We start from the raw sequence: 17,777 nt of genomic DNA, 5'->3' as shown, positions 1-17,777 counted from the left end.
ATTTCAAAAAGCCTAGTAAAATGTTAAACTAGGGTGTTCATAAAAATCAAATTTAGGTGTTTTATGGTAGATTATAACAACGCAAAGGCAAGGCTCAAAGGCTCGATGACCGCCCTAATCACGCCCATGACGGCAGAGGGTGCGGTGGATTATGACGCATTGGCACGCCTGATTGAGTGGCAGATTGAGAGTGGGACACACGCTTTGGTGGCGGTGGGGACGACTGGCGAATCAGCCACCCTATCGATGAGTGAGCATGGCGATGTGATTGAGTTTTTTGTCAAACAAGTCAATGGTCGTGTCCCTGTCATCGCTGGCACAGGAGCGAACAACACCGCCGAAGCGATAGAGCTGACCGCCCATGCCAAAGCGGTGGGGGCGGATTTTGCCTTGCTTGTTGTGCCTTATTATAACAAACCCACCCAAGAGGGCATTTATCAGCATTATAAAGCGGTGGCAGAAGCGGTGGACATTCCCCAAATCCTCTACAACGTACCAGGGCGGACGGTGGTGGACATGGCAGAAGATACTGTTGCCCGTCTTGCCAGCATTGCCAACATTGTGGCGATTAAGGATGCAACAGGCGACCTAGCTCGTGGCAAGTCTTTGATTGAGCGAGTGGGTGATGACATCGTGGTACTCTCAGGCGATGACCCAACGGCGGTGGAGCTTGTCAAACTTGGGGCAAAAGGCAACATTTCGGTAACGTCCAACATCGCCCCCAAAGTGATGAGCGAGATTTTTGAGCTTGCTTTGGCGGGTGAGTTTGACAAAGCATTGGCACTTAACGAAACGGTGGCACATTTGCACAAAGACCTCTTTTGTGAAGCCAGTCCCCAACCCACCAAATACGCCTTGCACAAAATGGGTATGATTGACACAGGCATTCGCTTGCCACTGGTATGGCTCTCTGATGAGTATCATGGCGTGATTGACAACGCCCTACAAAAAGCCAATTTACTTTAATATACCATGCTTTAAGAGAATAAAATGACGACATTTGTTAAGTTTACCGCTGTTATCCTTGCAGGGCTGATTATCCTCACAGGCTGTCAGAGTATCAAGGGCGTGCTATCTAAGCGTGATAATGGTAGCCTAGATTATACACGCTCCCAAAAGACTGCCCCCATTGCTTTGCCTGCCCAGCAAGCGACCGCACCATTTGTTCCGCTGTATGATGTGCCAGATGTTCCACAAAAGATAACGCCTACCACCAATGATGCAGGCACACAGTACCAACTACCAAGACCGCCACGCATTCACTAAGTGGTATAGGTTAAATTTTGGAGAAATTCATGCAAAAACAAGCTCTTATCTACACAGGCAAAGCCAAATCCGTCTATGAAACCGACAATCCTGATTATTTGATTTTACATTTTCGTAATGATGCCTCTGCTTTTAATGGCGAAAAAATTGCCCAGCTTGACCGTAAAGGCAAGGTAAATAACCGTTTTAATAGCTTTATCATGAGCAAACTATCAGAGGCAGGCATCGAGACCCATTTTGAAAAAGAATTATCCGAAGATGAAGTGCTGGTTAAGCGTTTAAAAATGATTCCTGTGGAATGCGTGGTGCGTAACTATGCGGCGGGCGGACTTGTCAAACGCTTGGGGCTAGAAGAGGGTTTAGCCCTTGTGCCACCTACCTTTGAGTTGTTTTATAAAGACGACAAATTGGGTGACCCCATGCTGTCCGAATCTACCGCTATTGCTTTGGGTTATGTAACACAAGCCCAATTGGATGAGATGAAAGCTTTGACTTATAAGGTCAATGAAGTATTGTCCGAGCTGTTTGACAAAGGCGGACTCATGCTGGTGGACTTCAAACTAGAATTTGGCGTGTTCAAAGATAAGATTGTGTTAGGTGATGAGTTTTCACCAGACGGCTGTCGTCTGTGGGACAAAGAAACCAAGAAAAAACTAGACAAAGACCGTTTCCGTCAAGGGCTTGGTGATGTGGTCGAAGGGTATGAGGAAGTGGCAAGACGCATTGGCGTACCACTTGCATAAGGTGATGTTTGGCTAGGTTGCTACGCCCACCAATAAAAACACCTCAAAGTCGAATGATGGCTTTGGGGTGTTTTTGAAATCAATGATGGGGTAAATTTGCCCAAATCTGTAAGATATACCAACCGATTGTGCTCACAGAATCTAAAAACCATACCTACCGAACCAAAAAATTGGTATGGTCTTGTGGAAGTGTGTCTGACACGCTCTTTTAAAAAAATCCGATTTATTTTGGGTGTGGGAAACTAGTCCTATGCCACAAACCAATTTGTAGTAACGTTAAAGTTTTATGGGCATATGTACCCTACGCACTGTACAAGCGGGGTATTTTGGGTTTAATTTTTGGTAAAACATCTTTAAAATCAAGTTATTATAAAATGTGTTCATAAAAATAATAATTTTGTGTTGACAAATAATTATTAAAATTGTATTATTTAACCATCAGAAATGATGTTTTTTTATAACTATTTACGGAGTTTTTTATGAACAAAACCTTTCTAGATACGCTTGCCGATGATTTTGTGGAACGCAATCAAGACAAGACGACATTCAGCATTCGCCTTTCCATCAAGGAGGATTTGATTTTGCAGGAGATTGCCGAGCATTTTGGCTATTCTCGCCAAGAGCTCATTTATCGTTTGCTGAATGAGCATGTGATTGAGCCATGGAAACGTAAATTTGCCGAAAATGCGACCCTTGAGATTGAGACTGAAAGTCAAAAGGTCAACTACTTTTTACTCAATACCAACAAAGTCAATGACATCGCCGACCACGACTTCATGCTAGACAACCATTATGCCGCCGCCTTTGAGGATGGTTATAAAGAAAAAATTAACAAAATCAAAGAGGGTGATTGGGTGTTTTTGTATGAATCAGGCAAAGGGATTGTGGCATATGGTCAAGCGACAGGCAACGTACAAAAAACTGAGCATTATGGGCGTGCCAACAAAACATTTTTCCAAGAATTGACAGGGTTTAAAAAGTTAGCCAATCCCATCGATGCTAAAAGAGTAAAAGCCCTACTGGGTCGCTCCTTTCCTTTTGCTCAAACGATGTCTCGCATCGTTGATGGCGACAAAATTTTAAAGGCGATTGATGATGTATTATAAATTCATCGCCTATATCCCTGAGCCTAATTTAGAAACAGTCAAAACTGCCCTATTTGACGCAGGGGCGGGGCGACTGGGTAATTATGAGTGTTGCAGTTGGCAAGTGCTGGGTATGGGGCAGTTTAAACCCCTCACAGGGGCAAATCCTGCCATTGGCGAGATTGATAAGGTGGAATATGTCCCAGAGTGGCGAGTAGAAGTCATCGTGCCTGATGAGTGTTTGTCTGATGTGATAGAAGCCTACAAAATCGCCCACCCCTACGAAGTGCCAGCCTATGATGTGTATGAGCTTGTAGATATATAAAAACAACAAAACCGCAAACAGAATCTGCGGTCTTGCTGTAAGGAGGTTTTGTCCAAGTCCAATGTCCATGTATCAGCGTTCATCCATGTTGGCTTATCCATTCGCCGTATTCCTTGCTGATGTGTGTATTATGCCAAAATCTGCTCCGTCAGAAAAGACGCAAAAGTCGTCAATCTTTGTAAGCATTTACTTACAAGAAATACTAGGCTATCCTCCAAGGTGCTGGACTGATGGCAATGCAATCAAATAACGTTTGCAATAAATGGTTTACACTTGTATAATAAACAATTTACAATATTAAGGAGTTTTTATGTATAACGCATTAGCAATGGGTAAGGCGTGGGCAGCAAAAAACCCTGCCATCACAGCTTTTTTACAAATCGTCATTGGTGCAAATCTGGTGGCACTCATGGCACAAATCTCCATTCCTACGCCATTTGTGGCTATTACAGGGCAGTCGCTTGCTGTGCTTTTGGTTGGCTTTGCGTTAGGTTATAAAAAAGCAGGCATGGCAATGATGCTTTATTTGGTAGAGGGGGCGATGGGTTTGCCTGTTTTTGCGATGGGTAGAGCAGGGCTACCTGTACTGCTTGGACCTTCTGGGGGTTATTTGTTTGGCTTTGTATTGATGGCGATGATTCTAGGTTTTGCCAGCGATAAAGGCGTGTTAAAGTCCTCACCAAAAAGTGTATTGGTTGCCGTTTTTGCCACCACTGTGATGTATGTTTGTGGCTTGGTGCAGTTGTCGTTATTTGTGCCATCTGACAAAGTACTGGCTTTTGGGCTGTATCCTTTTATTGTTGGCGATTTGATTAAAGCCTATTTGGCATGTGTGTTGATGAAGCCTGCACTTAATTTTTTTGAAAAATTATGAGGCAAATTTTTCGTAGATTAAGTCAAGTAACCTCACTTGACTTTTTGGCGTATCAGAATAAGAGGGTGCTTGCCAATGCCAAGGGTCGGGTTGTAACACATCATGATGGGTTAAAACTTGATTTTGTGGAAACTATTTTTGTGGGACAAACTCCGTCTTTTGATGTTAAACGCTTTGAGTTGAATGACAACTTATTGTACTTTTATAGAAAACGGGCAGAGGTGTTTGAGCTAATAGCTGTTTTTGCCAATGAAAATGACCAGATTATCTCCAAAATTAGTCATTGGTGTTCACCTGATTGTTATAGTAGTACGCTGAGTCATCAAGATGATACACTGATGCTTCACGTTATTGTCAAAGGACGGCACAAAGACGAGCAGATTATGTGGACATACCACTAAACACAAGCCTGTTAGGCAGTCCATTTACTCAACAAAACAAAGCCACAAGTCCAAGTTTGTGGCTTTGCTGATAGGGATTGACATTTGTTTATAAATATATCTTGCTAATCCTTGTAAGCATTTACTTACAAATCATCATGACGTGTCCACACCTTAGTCATGGCTTGGTGTGTGCCGTCATCGAGTAGGGCGAATACTTCGCAGTTTTTGGGGCGAATGGCAAGCTCAAATTCTCGAAACTTAGTCATGTCAAACACTCGGGGGCAATGTGTGCCATGATAACCGTGCAAAAGTTGCCACATGAGCATGCCAAGCCACATGCCGTGCGTAAAGACCACATAAGTACCATCGGGCAGTCGCTCAAAGTCATCACGCACCGCCTTGACACGAGCGATGAGATTGGTAAAGCTATCAGTTGTGGGGCTGTCGGTATAATCAATGTCCGCCCTTGCCCAGTAGTCGTCCGCCATGCGAACAATCTGGGTATAAGTTAAATCTTTGATGTGTTCATAATCGAGATAATTAAACTCACGAAGTGGCTCAATCATCACAGGCACAACGCCAATTTTATCCAAGTAAGGGCGAGCCGTCTCGTGCGTGCGAATGTAGGTAGAGACAAAGACTTGGGTAGGGGTAGGGACGTGCGTCATGAGCCAATCACTAAGCGAGTCGGCTTGGGTTTTGCCAAGCTCGGTCAAGGCAATCTCATGGTTAGGACGGACATTTAGCCCTGCATTGGACTCAGATTGGGCGTGGCGGATTAGGTAGAATTTTTTCATGGGGCAGTTCTCATGACGAATAAAGATGGTGTTTTAGCTTGATAGTAATGTTAATTAGGGGCAAGACTTTCTTGTAAAAAATCTTTAATCATTTGGGCGTGGCTATGATGATTGATGAGTATAAAATTATGCCCTACGTCATTAAAATAAAACCTTTGAAACATCTTCGCGTGTGATATGTCTGCTTCGATGTTTTCATAATTTAGCGAGGATAGTTTGATGATGATTTCTTTATTAAAAATGGTTTTGATTAATAAATGCTCAGGATATAGCGTGATAGTGCCACTATCTAAGATGTTTTTAATGCCACCAATAAACGACTTTATCATAAAAATTAAAAATCCCGCCAACATAAAAAGGCGAATTTGGCGGTCTATCGAGAATTCGAAAAAATAATACACGCCCATACCGATAAAAAATAAAAATAACCCCATGACACACGCAACAGCCATCATAAAAAATCCCACCAAGTAATACCGAGAATAAAAGGTTTGGAGGGGGAGGTTTGGTGTGGCGGATTTTTTGTATACCTGATTGATGACTTTTCTGTGGATTAAAAATACCTGAAAATCCACCCCTGTTTGCATATCATGACGGCACAAGGCGATGTTTTGATGGCGAATGACGCCTTTGTTGTGGTATGAGATTTGTAAAATTGTCGGCGATCTTTTTTGGGGTTCGGATGCATCAGTAATATCGATGATGTCTTGATAATTTATCCTTACTGTTTTTCTTCGCCAAAGTCCACAGGTCATCGTAATACCTTGTGTGTCTTGGCGAATGATTTGACGGCTTTGTAAGCTGATATAAAGTATGGTAGGTATTAAAGGGAGTAATACCCCCCAAAGCCCCCACTTGATGAGTATGTGCCAATCTACAAAATAAATCGGCACAGCAAAAAACAACACGGCAAAAAATACGGTAACTGTATTTTTTATTGTTGTCTTAATAAAATCACGGCGATACTGAATAAGTGTGGGCGGTAATGGGTAGCTCATAAATTTACTCCAAGTCTGCCTATGGTGCGTTGGGCGATACCTCTTTGCTAAGTTTTACCACACTCAAAAAGCCTTTTGGCAACTCCCTGCCCCGCCCCGCTCGTTTGCCTTGATAACTTGCCCAGTCGGTTGGTTTGAGCGTGAGTGTGCGTTTGGCAGTATGGACGCTAAGATTGTCATTGTCCGATAAGCCAACCACCGCCGCCACTGTTTCTTTTTCTTTTAAATTCATCAGCTTATTGCCCTTACCCTTAGCAAGCACAGGCAATTCATCACGGTTAAAAATCAACAGATTGCCCACGCTACTGACCACCGCAATCTTGGTTTCATCGCTTAATTGACTAACTGGCAATAGATTTGCGTCATCGGTCAGATTGACCACCGCCTTGCCTGCTTTTTGATTGGTATCAAGGTTTGGCGTGTCGGCAATAAAGCCATAGCCATTTGAGCTTGCCAAAATGAGTGGGTTTGGCGAATTGAACAAAATCTGCGTGATTTTTACCCCATTTGCCAAATTAAGCATACTGCTCACAGGCTCTCCCTGCCCACGAGCAGACGGTAGATTGACCACATCAAGCCCATAGCTTCGCCCTGTGTTGTCCAGTAAAATCAAGCGTTCATTTGTTTTGCCAAGCGTGTGCGTGGCGTACTCATCACCTGTGCGGTAGCTTAGTGCCATGGGGTCAATCTCATGTCCCTTTGCCATTCTTATCCAGCCTGCCTTTGACAAAATCACGGTAACGCTCTCGCTCGCCACAAGCTCTGATGCTTTGACCGCCACCGCCTCATCACGCTCCACCACAGGCGATTTACGTTTATCGCCGTGCGTTTTCATATCGTCTGTTAGCTCGTCAATGAGTAAGTTTGTCAAACTTTCAGGGTTGCTCATTTGTTCGCTGATGATGTCTCGCTCTTGTTGGAGTTTGTCTCGTTCGGCATTGAGTTCAATTTCTTCTAATTTGGCTAATTGACGCAGTTTGATGTCAAGAATGGCGTCCGCTTGAATGTCAGTCAGCCCATAACGGCTCATCAAAATGGCTTTGGGGTCGTCTTCGGTGCGAATGATGGCAATGACTTCATCAATGTGCAAATAGGCAACAAGCAATCCCGCCAAAATGTGCAAGCGTTTGTCAATCTTATCAAGGCGGTTGGCAAGTCGTCTTAGTACGACACTACGGCGTGAAGTCAGCCATTCGGACAAAATGGTTTTTAGGTTTTTGACGGCAGGTTTGCCATTTAGCCCAATCATATTCATATTGACACGATAGGACGTTTCTAGGTCGGTGGTGGCAAACAGGTGTGCCATCATCTTATCAAGCTCAATTTTGCCTTTTTTAAATTCAAGGACAATACGGCAAGCGTTTTCGTGGTCGGATTCGTCATTGATGTCGGCAATGGGCAGGGTGCTTTTTTTGTCGCCCATCAGTTTGGCGATTTGTTCAATGATTTTTGAGCCTGAGACTTGGTAGGGCAAAGCGTCAATGATGACGGTGTTTTTGTCTTGTTTATCAATATGATAAGTGGCTCGCATTTTGTAAGTGCCACGCCCTGTTTCGTACATCTTAACCAGCTCATCTTTGGGCGTGATAATCTCGGCAGTCGTGGGCAAATCAGGAGCAAGCACCGTTTTGCATAGTTCAGCCGTGCTGATGTCGGGGTTTTTTAGCAGTTTGATACACGCCTTGACAATCTCGGTCAAATTGTGCGGTGGAATGTCGGTCGCCATACCCACCGCAATGCCTGTTGTGCCATTTAACAAAATGTTGGGCAGGCGAGCGGGCAAGGTCGCAGGCTCACTCATCGTGCCATCAAAATTGGGAATAAAATCCACCGTGCCATCACCCAGCTCAGCTAGGAGCGTGTGGGCGTAGTTGCTCATTTTGGCTTCGGTATAACGCATTGCCGCAAAGGATTTGGGGTCGTCAGGAGACCCCCAGTTGCCCTGTCCGACAATGAGCGGATAACGGTAACTAAACGGCTGTGCCATCAGCACCATTGCTTCATAACAGGCACTGTCGCCGTGTGGGTGGTATTTGCCAAGCACATCGCCCACCGTACGGGCGGACTTTTTGGGTTTGGCGGTGTGACGTAGCCCAAGCTCATTCATCGCATAGACGATACGGCGTTGCACGGGTTTTAGTCCATCCGAGATGTGGGGCAAGGCTCTGTCCATAATGACGTACATGGCGTAGTTAAGGTAGGCAGATTCAGTAAATTCGGCAATGGAGCGGGTGTCAAAATCGGTTTTCATGGCGTGGTGTCAATAAAAATTTGGGGTATTGTAGCAAAATTGGGGGAGATTGGCTATTTGTCTGTGTGCTGTTTTATGGTATGAGCGAGCAAAAAAAGCATGGTATTTTTTATTGTAATATATAATATAATTTAATGTGATGTTAAAGCGTGGTTTAAGGCACAATTTTTGCATGGATATAACATGGGAATGATTTATTATTTAGCTTGCCTAAATAATAAATCATAATGGATTGTCGTTTTAAATATTATGTCATCAATTACCAAATCCATGACATGAGGGCGTGTTGGATTGTTTGTGTGTGATGGGTGATGGTTTTTTGATATGGAGTATGTCATGTACGCATTTAATTTTTTAAAATCTACCTGTCTATTTGTGATGAGTTTGGGACTGTTTGCCTGTGGTGGCGACAAATCCGCCCAAAGTGGTACTGAATCTGCCGGCGGTGTTGATGTCAAGACCGAGGTAGCCCCTACCACCGATAACGCCAAAACCATCAAAGTGGCAACCACCTCTGATTTTCCGCCCTTTGCCTTTATAGATGAAAAGGGTGTCTTGACAGGGTTTGACATCGATGTCATTAACGCCCTTGCAAAAAATAAAGGTCCAAAGACAACACCGAACTGCTCGAAAAAGTTAATAAGGGCATCGATGAGATTACCGAAAATGGTAAGCTTGACGAAATCTCCCAAAAATGGCTAGGCGTGCCAGCACCACGATAAGCGTGCGATGAGATGTGATAAAAGCGATGTGTCATACATCGCTTTTTTGGTGGTTTTTGGCTGTTATAGTTATTTAACGCATAAACTTAGCCCACGCTACGTCTTGCCTTGATGACGCTGGGTTGTTGCTCTATCTTGGCAAGCAGGCGAGAAAGATGCTCAATGCCAGCAACCTCTACATAGAACCTCATCTGTGCATTGACACCATCGTCAAACATCGTTTCGGCACGCTGGATATTGACTTTTTCACGGTCGATGACATTAAATAGGTCTCGAAGCAGTCCATTGCTGGTGCGTGCGTCCACCACGATGCATACTGGCTGGTATCGCCCAAAATCCGCTTGCCAGTGAGCAGGCACGACCCTGTCAGGCTCTTTTTGGGCGAGGCGTACCATCTCGGCACAATTTGCCCCATGAATGCTAACCCCGTTCATGAGCGTGATGAATCCACAAATTGGCTCGCCATGCACAGGGTTACAGCATTTGGCAAGATGAATCTCAACATTATCCAGCCCATCGAGGTTGATTTTGTATTTGTTGGGGCGTGTCTGTGCTTTGGCGTTAATGGTGGTTTCGGTGTCGGCAGGCGTATCTAAGTGCAAATCTTTGATGATTTTGCCTGAGATTTGACTGACCCCGATTTCGCCCATCACGATGGCAAGATACAGCTCCTCCTCGCCCTTATAGTCAAGCTCTCGGCACAGCTGAGTCATCTCGATGGTGGCGGTGTTAATGCTGAGGCGTTCGAGTTCTCGTAGCAGCAGAGCTTTGCCTGTTTCGATGTTTTTGTCACGGTCTTGTTTGTTAAACCACTGACGCAGTTTGGATTTGGCACGATTGGTGTGGATATAGCCCAGTGATGATACGAGCCAGTCTCGGTTGGGTTCTCGACTACTCTTGGTGATGATTTCAACTTGGTCGCCTGTTTTGGGCTGGTGGGTTAGTGGCACATAGCGACCGTTTACCCTTGCTCCTTGTGCTCTGTTACCCACTTCGGTATGCACATAGTAAGCAAAGTCAAGTACGGTTGCCCCCTTGGGAAGTTCGGTAATATCCCCATCTCGGCTAAATACATAAATCTGCTCAGATTCATCAAATTCAGGCTCATCAAGCTCACTCTTATCGCCGACCAATAGCTGACGTAGGGAGCTGATTTTGGCGGTCAGATAGTCGTCTTGTTTGCCTTTTAGACCCTCTTTATAATTAACATGAGAAGCCTTGCCAAGCTCTGCCTCAAAGTGCATGTCAAAGGTGCGAATCTGCACTTCTAAGGTGCGGTTTTTGGCGATGACGACTGTGTGCAAGGATTTGTAGCCATTGGGTTTGGGGTTGGTAATGTAGTCATCAAACTGCTCTGGCACATGTCGCCACAGCCCATGTACCACGCCTAGTGTGTGATAGCATTCGGCGTTAGTGTTTACCAAAACACGCAATGCTCTGATGTCATAAAGCTGGTCAAAAGAGAGGTTTTTCTTTTTCATCTTTCGCCAAATGGAGTAGATGTGCTTGACACGCCCTGACAACTCGGCTGTAATACCCACTCTGGCAAGCTCGTCTTTTAGGATTTGCTTGACTTCCTCGATGTATAGCTCTCGCTCACTGCGTTTTTCGGCAAGTAAGCTGGCGATTTGTTTGTACTCATCAGGGGCAAGGTAGCGAAACGCTAAGTCTTCAAGCTCCCATTTTAGCTGGGCGATAGACAGCCTGTGGGCAAGAGGGGCATAGATGGTCATGACCTCACGAGAGACACGTTTTTGGCGGTCAGGCGGGGCAAAGGATAGCTCACGCATGGCAAAGGTGCGTTCGGCAAGTTTGATGAGTACCGCTCGCACGTCATTGGTGGTGCTAATGAGCATGCTGTATATGGTGGATAGTTGTTCTTTGTTGTCGCTTTCAAAATAATCTTCGAGGCGTTTGTTGCTTTCTATTGCCTCTGATAATCGACCCATCGCCAGCGTATCTTCGATAAGATGAGTGATGTCCTCTCCAAATGCCTCGCTGATGGCACTGGTGCTGATGAGTTCACGGCGTACCGAGCGATAGAGCATGGCGGCGACTAAGGCGTTTTCGTCTTGAAATAGATACGCCAAAATATCCGCCATGCCGATACCTGTGATGTACGCCCCAGAGCGTGAATGGTGAGGCTTGGAGGCTTGGACTTTGACAAAATCGCAGGCTTTTTTGAGGAGGGGAAGCTCACTTTTGCCAATCCGCTCGGCAACATTGGATAGCCATTTATCCACATCGATGTCGTTTTCGCTGATTTTGGCAGGCGTGTCGGTGGCGTATGTGTGGTCGTGCGTGGTGGTTAGCTTGTGACTGTCAAGCTGTGCCTTAAAATCGGGGTGTAATTGCTCCGCTACCAAACTTGCAGCCAAACTGGCACTATCGCCCGTGTCTTTACCTGTAAGTAGTGGTAAGCTGTCTCTGATTTGTACCACAAAACATCCTTTAATTTAAATTTTCAATGACTGTATTTTCTGTGGTCTATTATGGCATTTTTGGGCGGTTTTTAAAAGGTAAAATTGATAAAATTTGCCAAAATGTTTATAAATGTACTCATTTGGTGTTTTTGGTTTTGGCTTTTATTTTTTGTGGTATGCCATCAGGATTTGTCAGATTTTGTGATATTTTGGCAAAAACTGTGCTATAATATCAAGTTCAGCAAATTTTAAGATGTTAGGTATTTTCCTAAACGATGTTTAAGAGACATTGATATCGTTTTGTGCTTTGGGCGTTTGGATATTTGGTTTGTCAAAAACAAATATATCAAAAAAACGCAAATATTGCCATGCAAATGGCTTCTCTAAAATGACTTCTTGTGTGTTCTTATCTCATTTACTTATCGGAGCTTATCTGAGGGTTTGATGTTTATCGTGCCTGCTAGATTGGCGTGTTTGGTATGATTTATGGTCATGCCAAATAAATTCTTGTTATTTGCGTTGATGATTTATTTGTGCCAATCTCATCGGATTGGCGATAGTGTGGGTGTGCTGACACATCAACATGCGTTAACTCTATTGGATTATGCGTGTGAGAAGTGCTTGTGCGTCCACGACCACGTTATTTTAAGGTTATTTATGACAAACCATCTCTGCGACATCGAGCAGCCCCAAATTTCAACTTTTGAAGAGTTAAACCTTGCCAAACCCATTTTAAAAGCTCTCGCTAAATCAGGCTACACCACACCCACACCCATTCAAGCCCAGTCGATACCGCATGCCATTGAGGGTCGTGATTTGCTGTTGTCCGCCCAGACAGGTTCAGGCAAAACGGCTGCTTTTGTACTGCCTATTTTGCACAAATTAGCCTGTCCCAAAGCGGTAGAAAAGTCTGCTGATTTTAGCCAAAAATCACACAATCGTCATCAAAAGATTGCCATCAAAGCACTCATCTTAACACCCACTCGTGAGCTTGCCATGCAGGTTCAGGATAATGTCCGCAAATACAGTAGCCAGATGCGTGGGATATTTAGTGTGCCACTGGTGGGCGGTGCTCCTTATGGTGGTCAGATTCGTGCCTTGCGTAAGGGCGTACAAATTGTTATTGCCACACCTGGTCGCCTCATCGACCACATGAATGATGGGCGAGTGGATTTATCCGAGCTTGACATGCTAATCCTTGATGAGGCTGACCGCATGCTGGATATGGGCTTTGCTGATGACATTAAGACTATTTTGGAAGCCTCTCCTACCGTCCGCCAAACCGTGATGTCATCGGCGACATGGGATGGTGCGGTCGGTAAGATTGCCGAGAGTTTTACGGTCAATCCACATCGTGTATCCATCAAGGTGGAGTCGGCACACATCGATGAGAGTGTGTATTATTGCGATGATTTTCATCATAAAAATAAGATTTTGATTGAGCTTTTAAATAACCCAGAGATTAACCAAGCGGTGATTTTTACCGCCACCAAACGCTCTACCGAACAGCTTACCGAGACGCTCACAGAAGCAGGGCTGTCTGCTCGTTATCTGCATGGCGACTTACCTCAGGCGAAGCGTAACCGCATCATCAATGATGTCAAGTCTGGCAAATGTGATTTTCTCATTGCTACCGATGTCGCTGCTCGTGGTATTGATATTTCAGCGATTAGCCATGTCGTGAACTATGATTTGCCTCGTCAAGTCGAGGACTATGTTCATCGTATTGGTCGCTGTGGGCGTGCAGGGCGGACAGGGGTTGCCATGAACCTATGTAGCATGGACGACAGACGGCAGCTTGGTCACATCAATCGCTATTTGGGGCGACAGATGAAAGAGGAAGTGGTGGCAGGACTAGAACCCAAACGCCCAGCTCCTAGCAAATATGGCGAGAGGGATAGTAAACGAGGTCGCAGACGAGGCGATAATCGTTTTGAGCGAGGCGAGCGTTTTGGCTTTCGTGGCGAGCAAAGTTTTGAGGGTCGCTCGTTTGATAAGTCTGACAAAAAAGAACGCAGTCGCACCAATGAGCGATTTGACAAACCCTCTTATCCACGCCGTGAAAAGTCGTTTGACAAATCCTTTGATAAACCGTTTCATAAGCCCTTTGATAAAAAAGAACATATTGCCAAAGAGTTTGACAAAAAAGACTTTGTCAGACCAAATCATGACCATCGCCCAAAGCGTGATGAGTTTAAAAAAGCTGGCAGGCAAGCCCATCAAGAGGGGGTAAAAGGCGAATTTAAAGGCAGATTCAAAGATAATCATAAAGATGGCTTTAAAAAACCTGCCAAAAAGCGTGTGGTAGAAGAAGTGTTTTTTGCTAAACGCCAAGAGAAAAAAGCCAAACGCAAATTTGGCGATTTATAAAGATAAACCCACTTATGTTGATGTAAGTGGGTTTGCTTTTTGTCTTTTTTCTTTGATTGCTTATTTAACTTCAATCTGACGGCGAAACTTTTGCCCTGCCTTGAAGGTAACCACTCTGCGAGCCTTGATGGGGACAACCTCGCCTGTCTTTGGGTTGCGACCGGGTCGAGGCTTTTTGTCCTTTAATTCAAAATTACCAAAGCCTGAGAGTTTGACTTCTTTGCCACTGGCAAGACTTTGGCTTAACTCATCAAAAAACGTATCTACGAGCTTGCGAGCATCTTGTCTGGTCATACGCAGACGAATGGTTAGGTGGTCCACCATGTCTGCTTTGGTCAATGTCGCCATGTGTATTCCTTAAAATTAATTTAATATAAAAATAAATAGGAGGCATAAGATGGCATTAACCATCACGAAGCACTGCCCCAAATCGCTCGCTAAGTGCGACCGCCACCCTATCCATGAGTGCCTTAATCTCATCATCGGACAAGGTAGCCTCACGGTTTTCAAGTGTCATGGTAAAGGCAAGCGATTTTTTGCCCTCTGGCAGTTTGTCGCCTTCATAGACATCAAAGAGTACCACATCGCTCAGATACTCGCCTGCGGACGCACGCACGGTGTCGGCAACTTCTTGCCATGACAAAGATTTGTCCACAAAGAATGCCAAATCACGCTTGACGCTTGGGAATTTGCTTGGCAGGCTCACGGCAAGTGGCGTGCGATGTAGGTTGATGAGCTTATCAAGCTCAAATTGAGCCACCCACACAGCAGGCAGGTCAAGCTCGCTTGCGATACTTGGGTGGAGCTGTCCAAAGTAGCCCACTTTTTCGCCATTTACCACCAAATAGGCACTTTGCCCTGAATGCAAAAACGCCAAATCCGCTCGCTCATAGCTTGGCAAGACATGAGTAGGGAGCAAGGTTTCGACATCGGCTTTTAGGTCATAAAAGTCGGTGGCACGCACGCCATGAATACTGTCGGTGACTTTACCTGTGGCGATGATGGCAAGGCTATTGATTTGGGCAAGGCTTGCAACATCTTTACCCACAAACGACAAGCCGACTTCAAATAAGCGAACATCTGCTTGCTGACGGTTTAGGTTGTGGCTGACGATGGGTAGTAGGCTAGATAACAAGGTGCGTCTCATCACCGCAAGCTCGGAGGAGATGGGGTTGGCAAGGGGGAGAATGTCGCCCAATTTGTCATCGTTTAGGAGTTTTTCTAATTTTTCATCACAAAAGCTAAAACTCACCGCCTCAAAATAACCTTGTTTGGCAAGGGTCAGTTTGAGCGTGTGGGTCAAATCTGCCGTGTCATCATAGCTCATGTCTACCGCAAATTCGGGCAGGCGTGGGGCGATGTTGGCATAGCCATGTACACGAGCAATCTCCTCGATGATGTCTTCGCTGATATTAAGGTCAAAACGGTGACTTGGAGGCTGACAGGTAAATGCCGTACCGTCAAAGGTGGTGTTAATTTCTAAGCGGTTTAATAGCTCGGTAATGGTATCGCTAGGTAGGCTAATACCAAGCAGTTTTTCCACTTTGGCAAATGGCACGCTGATGGTGGTGCGTTTTGGCAAATCAGAGACGCTCTCAGCAGTGGTGATTTGTCCCACTTGTCCACCAGCAATGCTTGCAATCAATGTCGTGGCACGGTCTAGGGCGATTTTGGGTAAGTTAAAATCCACCCCTCGTTCAAATCTGGCACTGGCGTCTGTATGCAAGCCAAAGCGTCTAGCACGCCCTGCAATGGCGAGCTGATTAAAGTGGGCGGATTCTAGCACGATGTTGGTCGTGGTGTCTGAGACTGCCGAGCGAGCTCCGCCCATAATCCCCGCCAAAGCAAGCACACCCACCTCATCAGCAATCACCAGCTCATCGCCACTTAGGGTAATGGTTTGCTCATTTAGAAGTTCCACCGTCTCGCCTTTTTGGGCAAGGCGTACCACGATAGAGCCAACAATTTTATCGGCGTCAAAGGCGTGCAGGGGCTGACCGAGTTCCAATAAAATAAAGTTGGTCACATCCACCAAAAAATTATGGGTGCGTAGTCCGCTCGCCACGAGGCTGTCTTTTAGCCATTTTGGGGTTTTGACGGTGCGGTCAATGCTCCCAATGTACTGAGCCAAATAGCGTGGGCAGGCGGTGGGGTTGTCTACTTTGACCGCGACCGTCTTGTCCAGCGTGGGGGCGGTGGTGATGATCTCTGGACGGTTTAGGGATAAGCCATTAACCACGCCAATCTCACGAGCTAAACCTAATACGCTCAAACAATCGCCACGATTGGGGGTAATCGCCACATCAAAAATCTGACCGTCTAACCCCAAATATTCACGCACATTCACGCCAATCGGAGCGTCATCGTCCAGCTCCAAAAGCCCGTCAATCTCATCAATCAAGCCCAGCTCGGACGCACCGCAAAGCATGCCTTGTGATTCTACGCCACGCAGTTTGCCTTTTTTAATTTTAAACTCTTTGCCGTCAATCGGGGGTAATACCGCCCCAACGGTCGCCACCGCCACTTTGAGCCCTGCACGCACATTGGTTGCCCCGCAGACGATTTGCAAATGCTCATCTGTACCAACATTGACGGTGGTAACGGAGAGTTTGTCGGCATCGGGGTGCTTATCGCAAGTGATGACCTGACCGACCACCACGCCACTAAACTCAGGGGCGATGGGCGTAATGTCGTCTAATTCTAAGCCAAGCATGGTGAGTTGTTCGCCAAGCTCGGCAGAAGTATTGGCAGGATTGACCCATTGTCTGAGCCAGTTTTCGCTGATTTTCATAAGTTTCTCAAAATTAACTGTTTTTAAAAATTTTTACATGCGGATATTGTAAAATATAATGGTCTTCGGTAATTAATGTAAGATTTTCACTAATTGCTTGGGCGATTAACATTCTATCAAAAGGGTCTTTATGATGTAGGGGTAAATTTTTGATTGGATAACAATGTTTTGATAAAACAGGCAATTGTAAATATTGATTTTCAATCAATTGTTGATACAACAATTCAACATCAATATTAAAATCTTTTTTACCCAGTGCATTTTTAATGGCAATTTCCCATAAATTGACCGCACTAAAATAAATGCGAGCATTTTTCTGCAACAGTAATGTTTTAATGCGTTCATCAAGTTTATGAGGCTCTCTGGCAAGCCATACAATAATGTGTGTATCTAATAAATACATTATTCTACACCAAACAACCTTGCTACTTCATCATCATATTTGTTGATGTCATCAGGAAAAGCCCCTTGCCCTTGCATAAAACCAAATCGTCTTTCACCTTTTTTATTTAAATCATAGGTTAAAGATTGGTTAAATACCAAATCATCAGGCAAAAGCGTTACAATCAGGCGAGCATTTTGCACTTGTGGTGGTGTATCTAGCCATTTTAATTGACCTTGTTCGATGACTGCTTGATAACTTTGTAACATAGTTGCACTCCTTTTTGGTTAAGCAAACTGCCCCAAAAATCTGACATCATTTTGGAAAAATACTCGCAAATCATCAATGCCATAATAGAGCATGGCAA

Annotated in this window: 18 protein-coding genes and 1 pseudogene; 10 read left to right on the top strand and 9 right to left on the bottom strand. The window is 44.9% G+C overall.

What is annotated here, in order from left to right:
* The first annotated feature begins 63 nt into the window (after window positions 1-63).
* From dapA to Q4B79_RS07735, 7 genes are all read left to right on the top strand, one after another.
* Entirely contained in the window at window positions 64-966 is a 903-nt protein-coding gene (gene dapA, locus Q4B79_RS07765) for a 4-hydroxy-tetrahydrodipicolinate synthase (protein ID WP_303085855.1), read from the top strand.
* Between the two features lie 24 nt (window positions 967-990).
* Complete coding sequence (locus Q4B79_RS07760; protein ID WP_303085854.1) at window positions 991-1,266, top strand: hypothetical protein; 276 nt, start codon at window positions 991-993, stop codon at window positions 1,264-1,266.
* Between the two features lie 29 nt (window positions 1,267-1,295).
* Window positions 1,296-2,009 (top strand): phosphoribosylaminoimidazolesuccinocarboxamide synthase, encoded by a 714-nt coding sequence (gene purC / locus Q4B79_RS07755; protein WP_303085853.1) that lies wholly within the window; start codon window positions 1,296-1,298, stop codon window positions 2,007-2,009.
* Between the two features lie 479 nt (window positions 2,010-2,488).
* Window positions 2,489-3,115, top strand: coding sequence for a hypothetical protein (locus Q4B79_RS07750; RefSeq protein ID WP_303085852.1), 627 nt, complete (start codon window positions 2,489-2,491; stop codon window positions 3,113-3,115).
* Entirely contained in the window at window positions 3,105-3,419 is a 315-nt protein-coding gene (locus tag Q4B79_RS07745) for an NGG1p interacting factor NIF3 (RefSeq protein WP_303085870.1), read from the top strand. The genes Q4B79_RS07750 and Q4B79_RS07745 overlap by 11 nt, the downstream gene beginning before the upstream one ends.
* Before the next feature lie 310 nt (window positions 3,420-3,729).
* Window positions 3,730-4,293 carry a biotin transporter BioY gene (locus Q4B79_RS07740; protein ID WP_303085851.1) on the top strand — a complete coding sequence of 188 codons (564 nt, stop codon included), beginning with the start codon at window positions 3,730-3,732 and terminating at the stop codon, window positions 4,291-4,293.
* Window positions 4,290-4,694: a DUF6314 family protein gene (locus Q4B79_RS07735; protein ID WP_303085850.1), complete on the top strand. Its 405-nt coding sequence runs from the start codon at window positions 4,290-4,292 to the stop codon at window positions 4,692-4,694. The genes Q4B79_RS07740 and Q4B79_RS07735 overlap by 4 nt, the downstream gene beginning before the upstream one ends.
* A 125-nt stretch (window positions 4,695-4,819) precedes the next feature.
* Here Q4B79_RS07735 and Q4B79_RS07730 read toward each other — a convergent pair whose 3' ends face one another.
* From Q4B79_RS07730 to parC, 3 genes are read right to left on the bottom strand one after another with little or no spacing between them, the layout of a single operon-like run.
* Complete coding sequence (locus tag Q4B79_RS07730; protein WP_303085849.1) at window positions 4,820-5,473, bottom strand: histidine phosphatase family protein; 654 nt, start codon at window positions 5,471-5,473, stop codon at window positions 4,820-4,822.
* 50 nt (window positions 5,474-5,523) lie between these two features.
* Window positions 5,524-6,471: a hypothetical protein gene (locus tag Q4B79_RS07725; protein ID WP_303085848.1), complete on the bottom strand. Its 948-nt coding sequence runs from the start codon at window positions 6,469-6,471 to the stop codon at window positions 5,524-5,526.
* A gap of 19 nt (window positions 6,472-6,490) precedes the next feature.
* On the bottom strand, window positions 6,491-8,722 hold the full coding sequence (parC, locus tag Q4B79_RS07720) for a DNA topoisomerase IV subunit A (protein ID WP_303085847.1): 2,232 nt from the start codon (window positions 8,720-8,722) through the stop codon (window positions 6,491-6,493).
* 324 nt (window positions 8,723-9,046) lie between these two features.
* On the opposite strand from parC, the pseudogene Q4B79_RS07715 reads away from it, so the two are divergent.
* Window positions 9,047-9,322: pseudogene (locus Q4B79_RS07715) on the top strand (transporter substrate-binding domain-containing protein); the annotation flags it as partial.
* Window positions 9,323-9,345: 23 nt separating this feature from the next.
* Window positions 9,346-9,444: a transporter substrate-binding domain-containing protein gene (locus tag Q4B79_RS09665; protein ID WP_368500051.1), complete on the top strand. Its 99-nt coding sequence runs from the start codon at window positions 9,346-9,348 to the stop codon at window positions 9,442-9,444.
* Window positions 9,445-9,530: 86 nt separating this feature from the next.
* On the opposite strand, the gene Q4B79_RS07710 is transcribed toward Q4B79_RS09665, so the two are convergent.
* On the bottom strand, window positions 9,531-11,885 hold the full coding sequence (locus tag Q4B79_RS07710) for a bifunctional (p)ppGpp synthetase/guanosine-3',5'-bis(diphosphate) 3'-pyrophosphohydrolase (RefSeq protein WP_303085845.1): 2,355 nt from the start codon (window positions 11,883-11,885) through the stop codon (window positions 9,531-9,533).
* 639 nt (window positions 11,886-12,524) lie between these two features.
* On the opposite strand from Q4B79_RS07710, the gene Q4B79_RS07705 reads away from it, so the two are divergent.
* Window positions 12,525-14,237 carry a DEAD/DEAH box helicase gene (locus tag Q4B79_RS07705; protein WP_303085869.1) on the top strand — a complete coding sequence of 571 codons (1,713 nt, stop codon included), beginning with the start codon at window positions 12,525-12,527 and terminating at the stop codon, window positions 14,235-14,237.
* A 60-nt stretch (window positions 14,238-14,297) separates the two neighbouring features.
* Here the strand turns inward: Q4B79_RS07705 and Q4B79_RS07700 are convergent, their stop codons facing one another.
* The 5 genes from Q4B79_RS07700 to Q4B79_RS07680 form a co-directional block, all read right to left on the bottom strand.
* Complete coding sequence (locus tag Q4B79_RS07700) at window positions 14,298-14,585, bottom strand: integration host factor subunit alpha (protein ID WP_303085844.1); 288 nt, start codon at window positions 14,583-14,585, stop codon at window positions 14,298-14,300.
* A gap of 55 nt (window positions 14,586-14,640) precedes the next feature.
* The gene (pheT, locus tag Q4B79_RS07695) at window positions 14,641-17,028 is read right to left on the bottom strand and encodes a phenylalanine--tRNA ligase subunit beta (protein WP_303085843.1); all 2,388 of its coding nucleotides are present in this window, start codon (window positions 17,026-17,028) and stop codon (window positions 14,641-14,643) included.
* A 13-nt stretch (window positions 17,029-17,041) separates the two neighbouring features.
* Window positions 17,042-17,431, bottom strand: coding sequence for a type II toxin-antitoxin system VapC family toxin (locus Q4B79_RS07690; RefSeq protein ID WP_303085842.1), 390 nt, complete (start codon window positions 17,429-17,431; stop codon window positions 17,042-17,044).
* Entirely contained in the window at window positions 17,431-17,679 is a 249-nt protein-coding gene (locus Q4B79_RS07685) for a hypothetical protein (RefSeq protein WP_303085841.1), read from the bottom strand. The genes Q4B79_RS07690 and Q4B79_RS07685 overlap by 1 nt, the downstream gene beginning before the upstream one ends.
* An 18-nt stretch (window positions 17,680-17,697) precedes the next feature.
* A partial coding sequence (locus tag Q4B79_RS07680) for a hypothetical protein (protein ID WP_303085868.1) occupies window positions 17,698-17,777 on the bottom strand: 80 nt, incomplete at its 5' end.

Source organism: Moraxella sp. (assembly GCF_030525845.1).
In the GTDB taxonomy this organism is placed as follows: Bacteria; Pseudomonadota; Gammaproteobacteria; order Pseudomonadales; family Moraxellaceae; genus Moraxella.
This window is presented reverse-complemented; position numbering and strand designations above follow the sequence as displayed.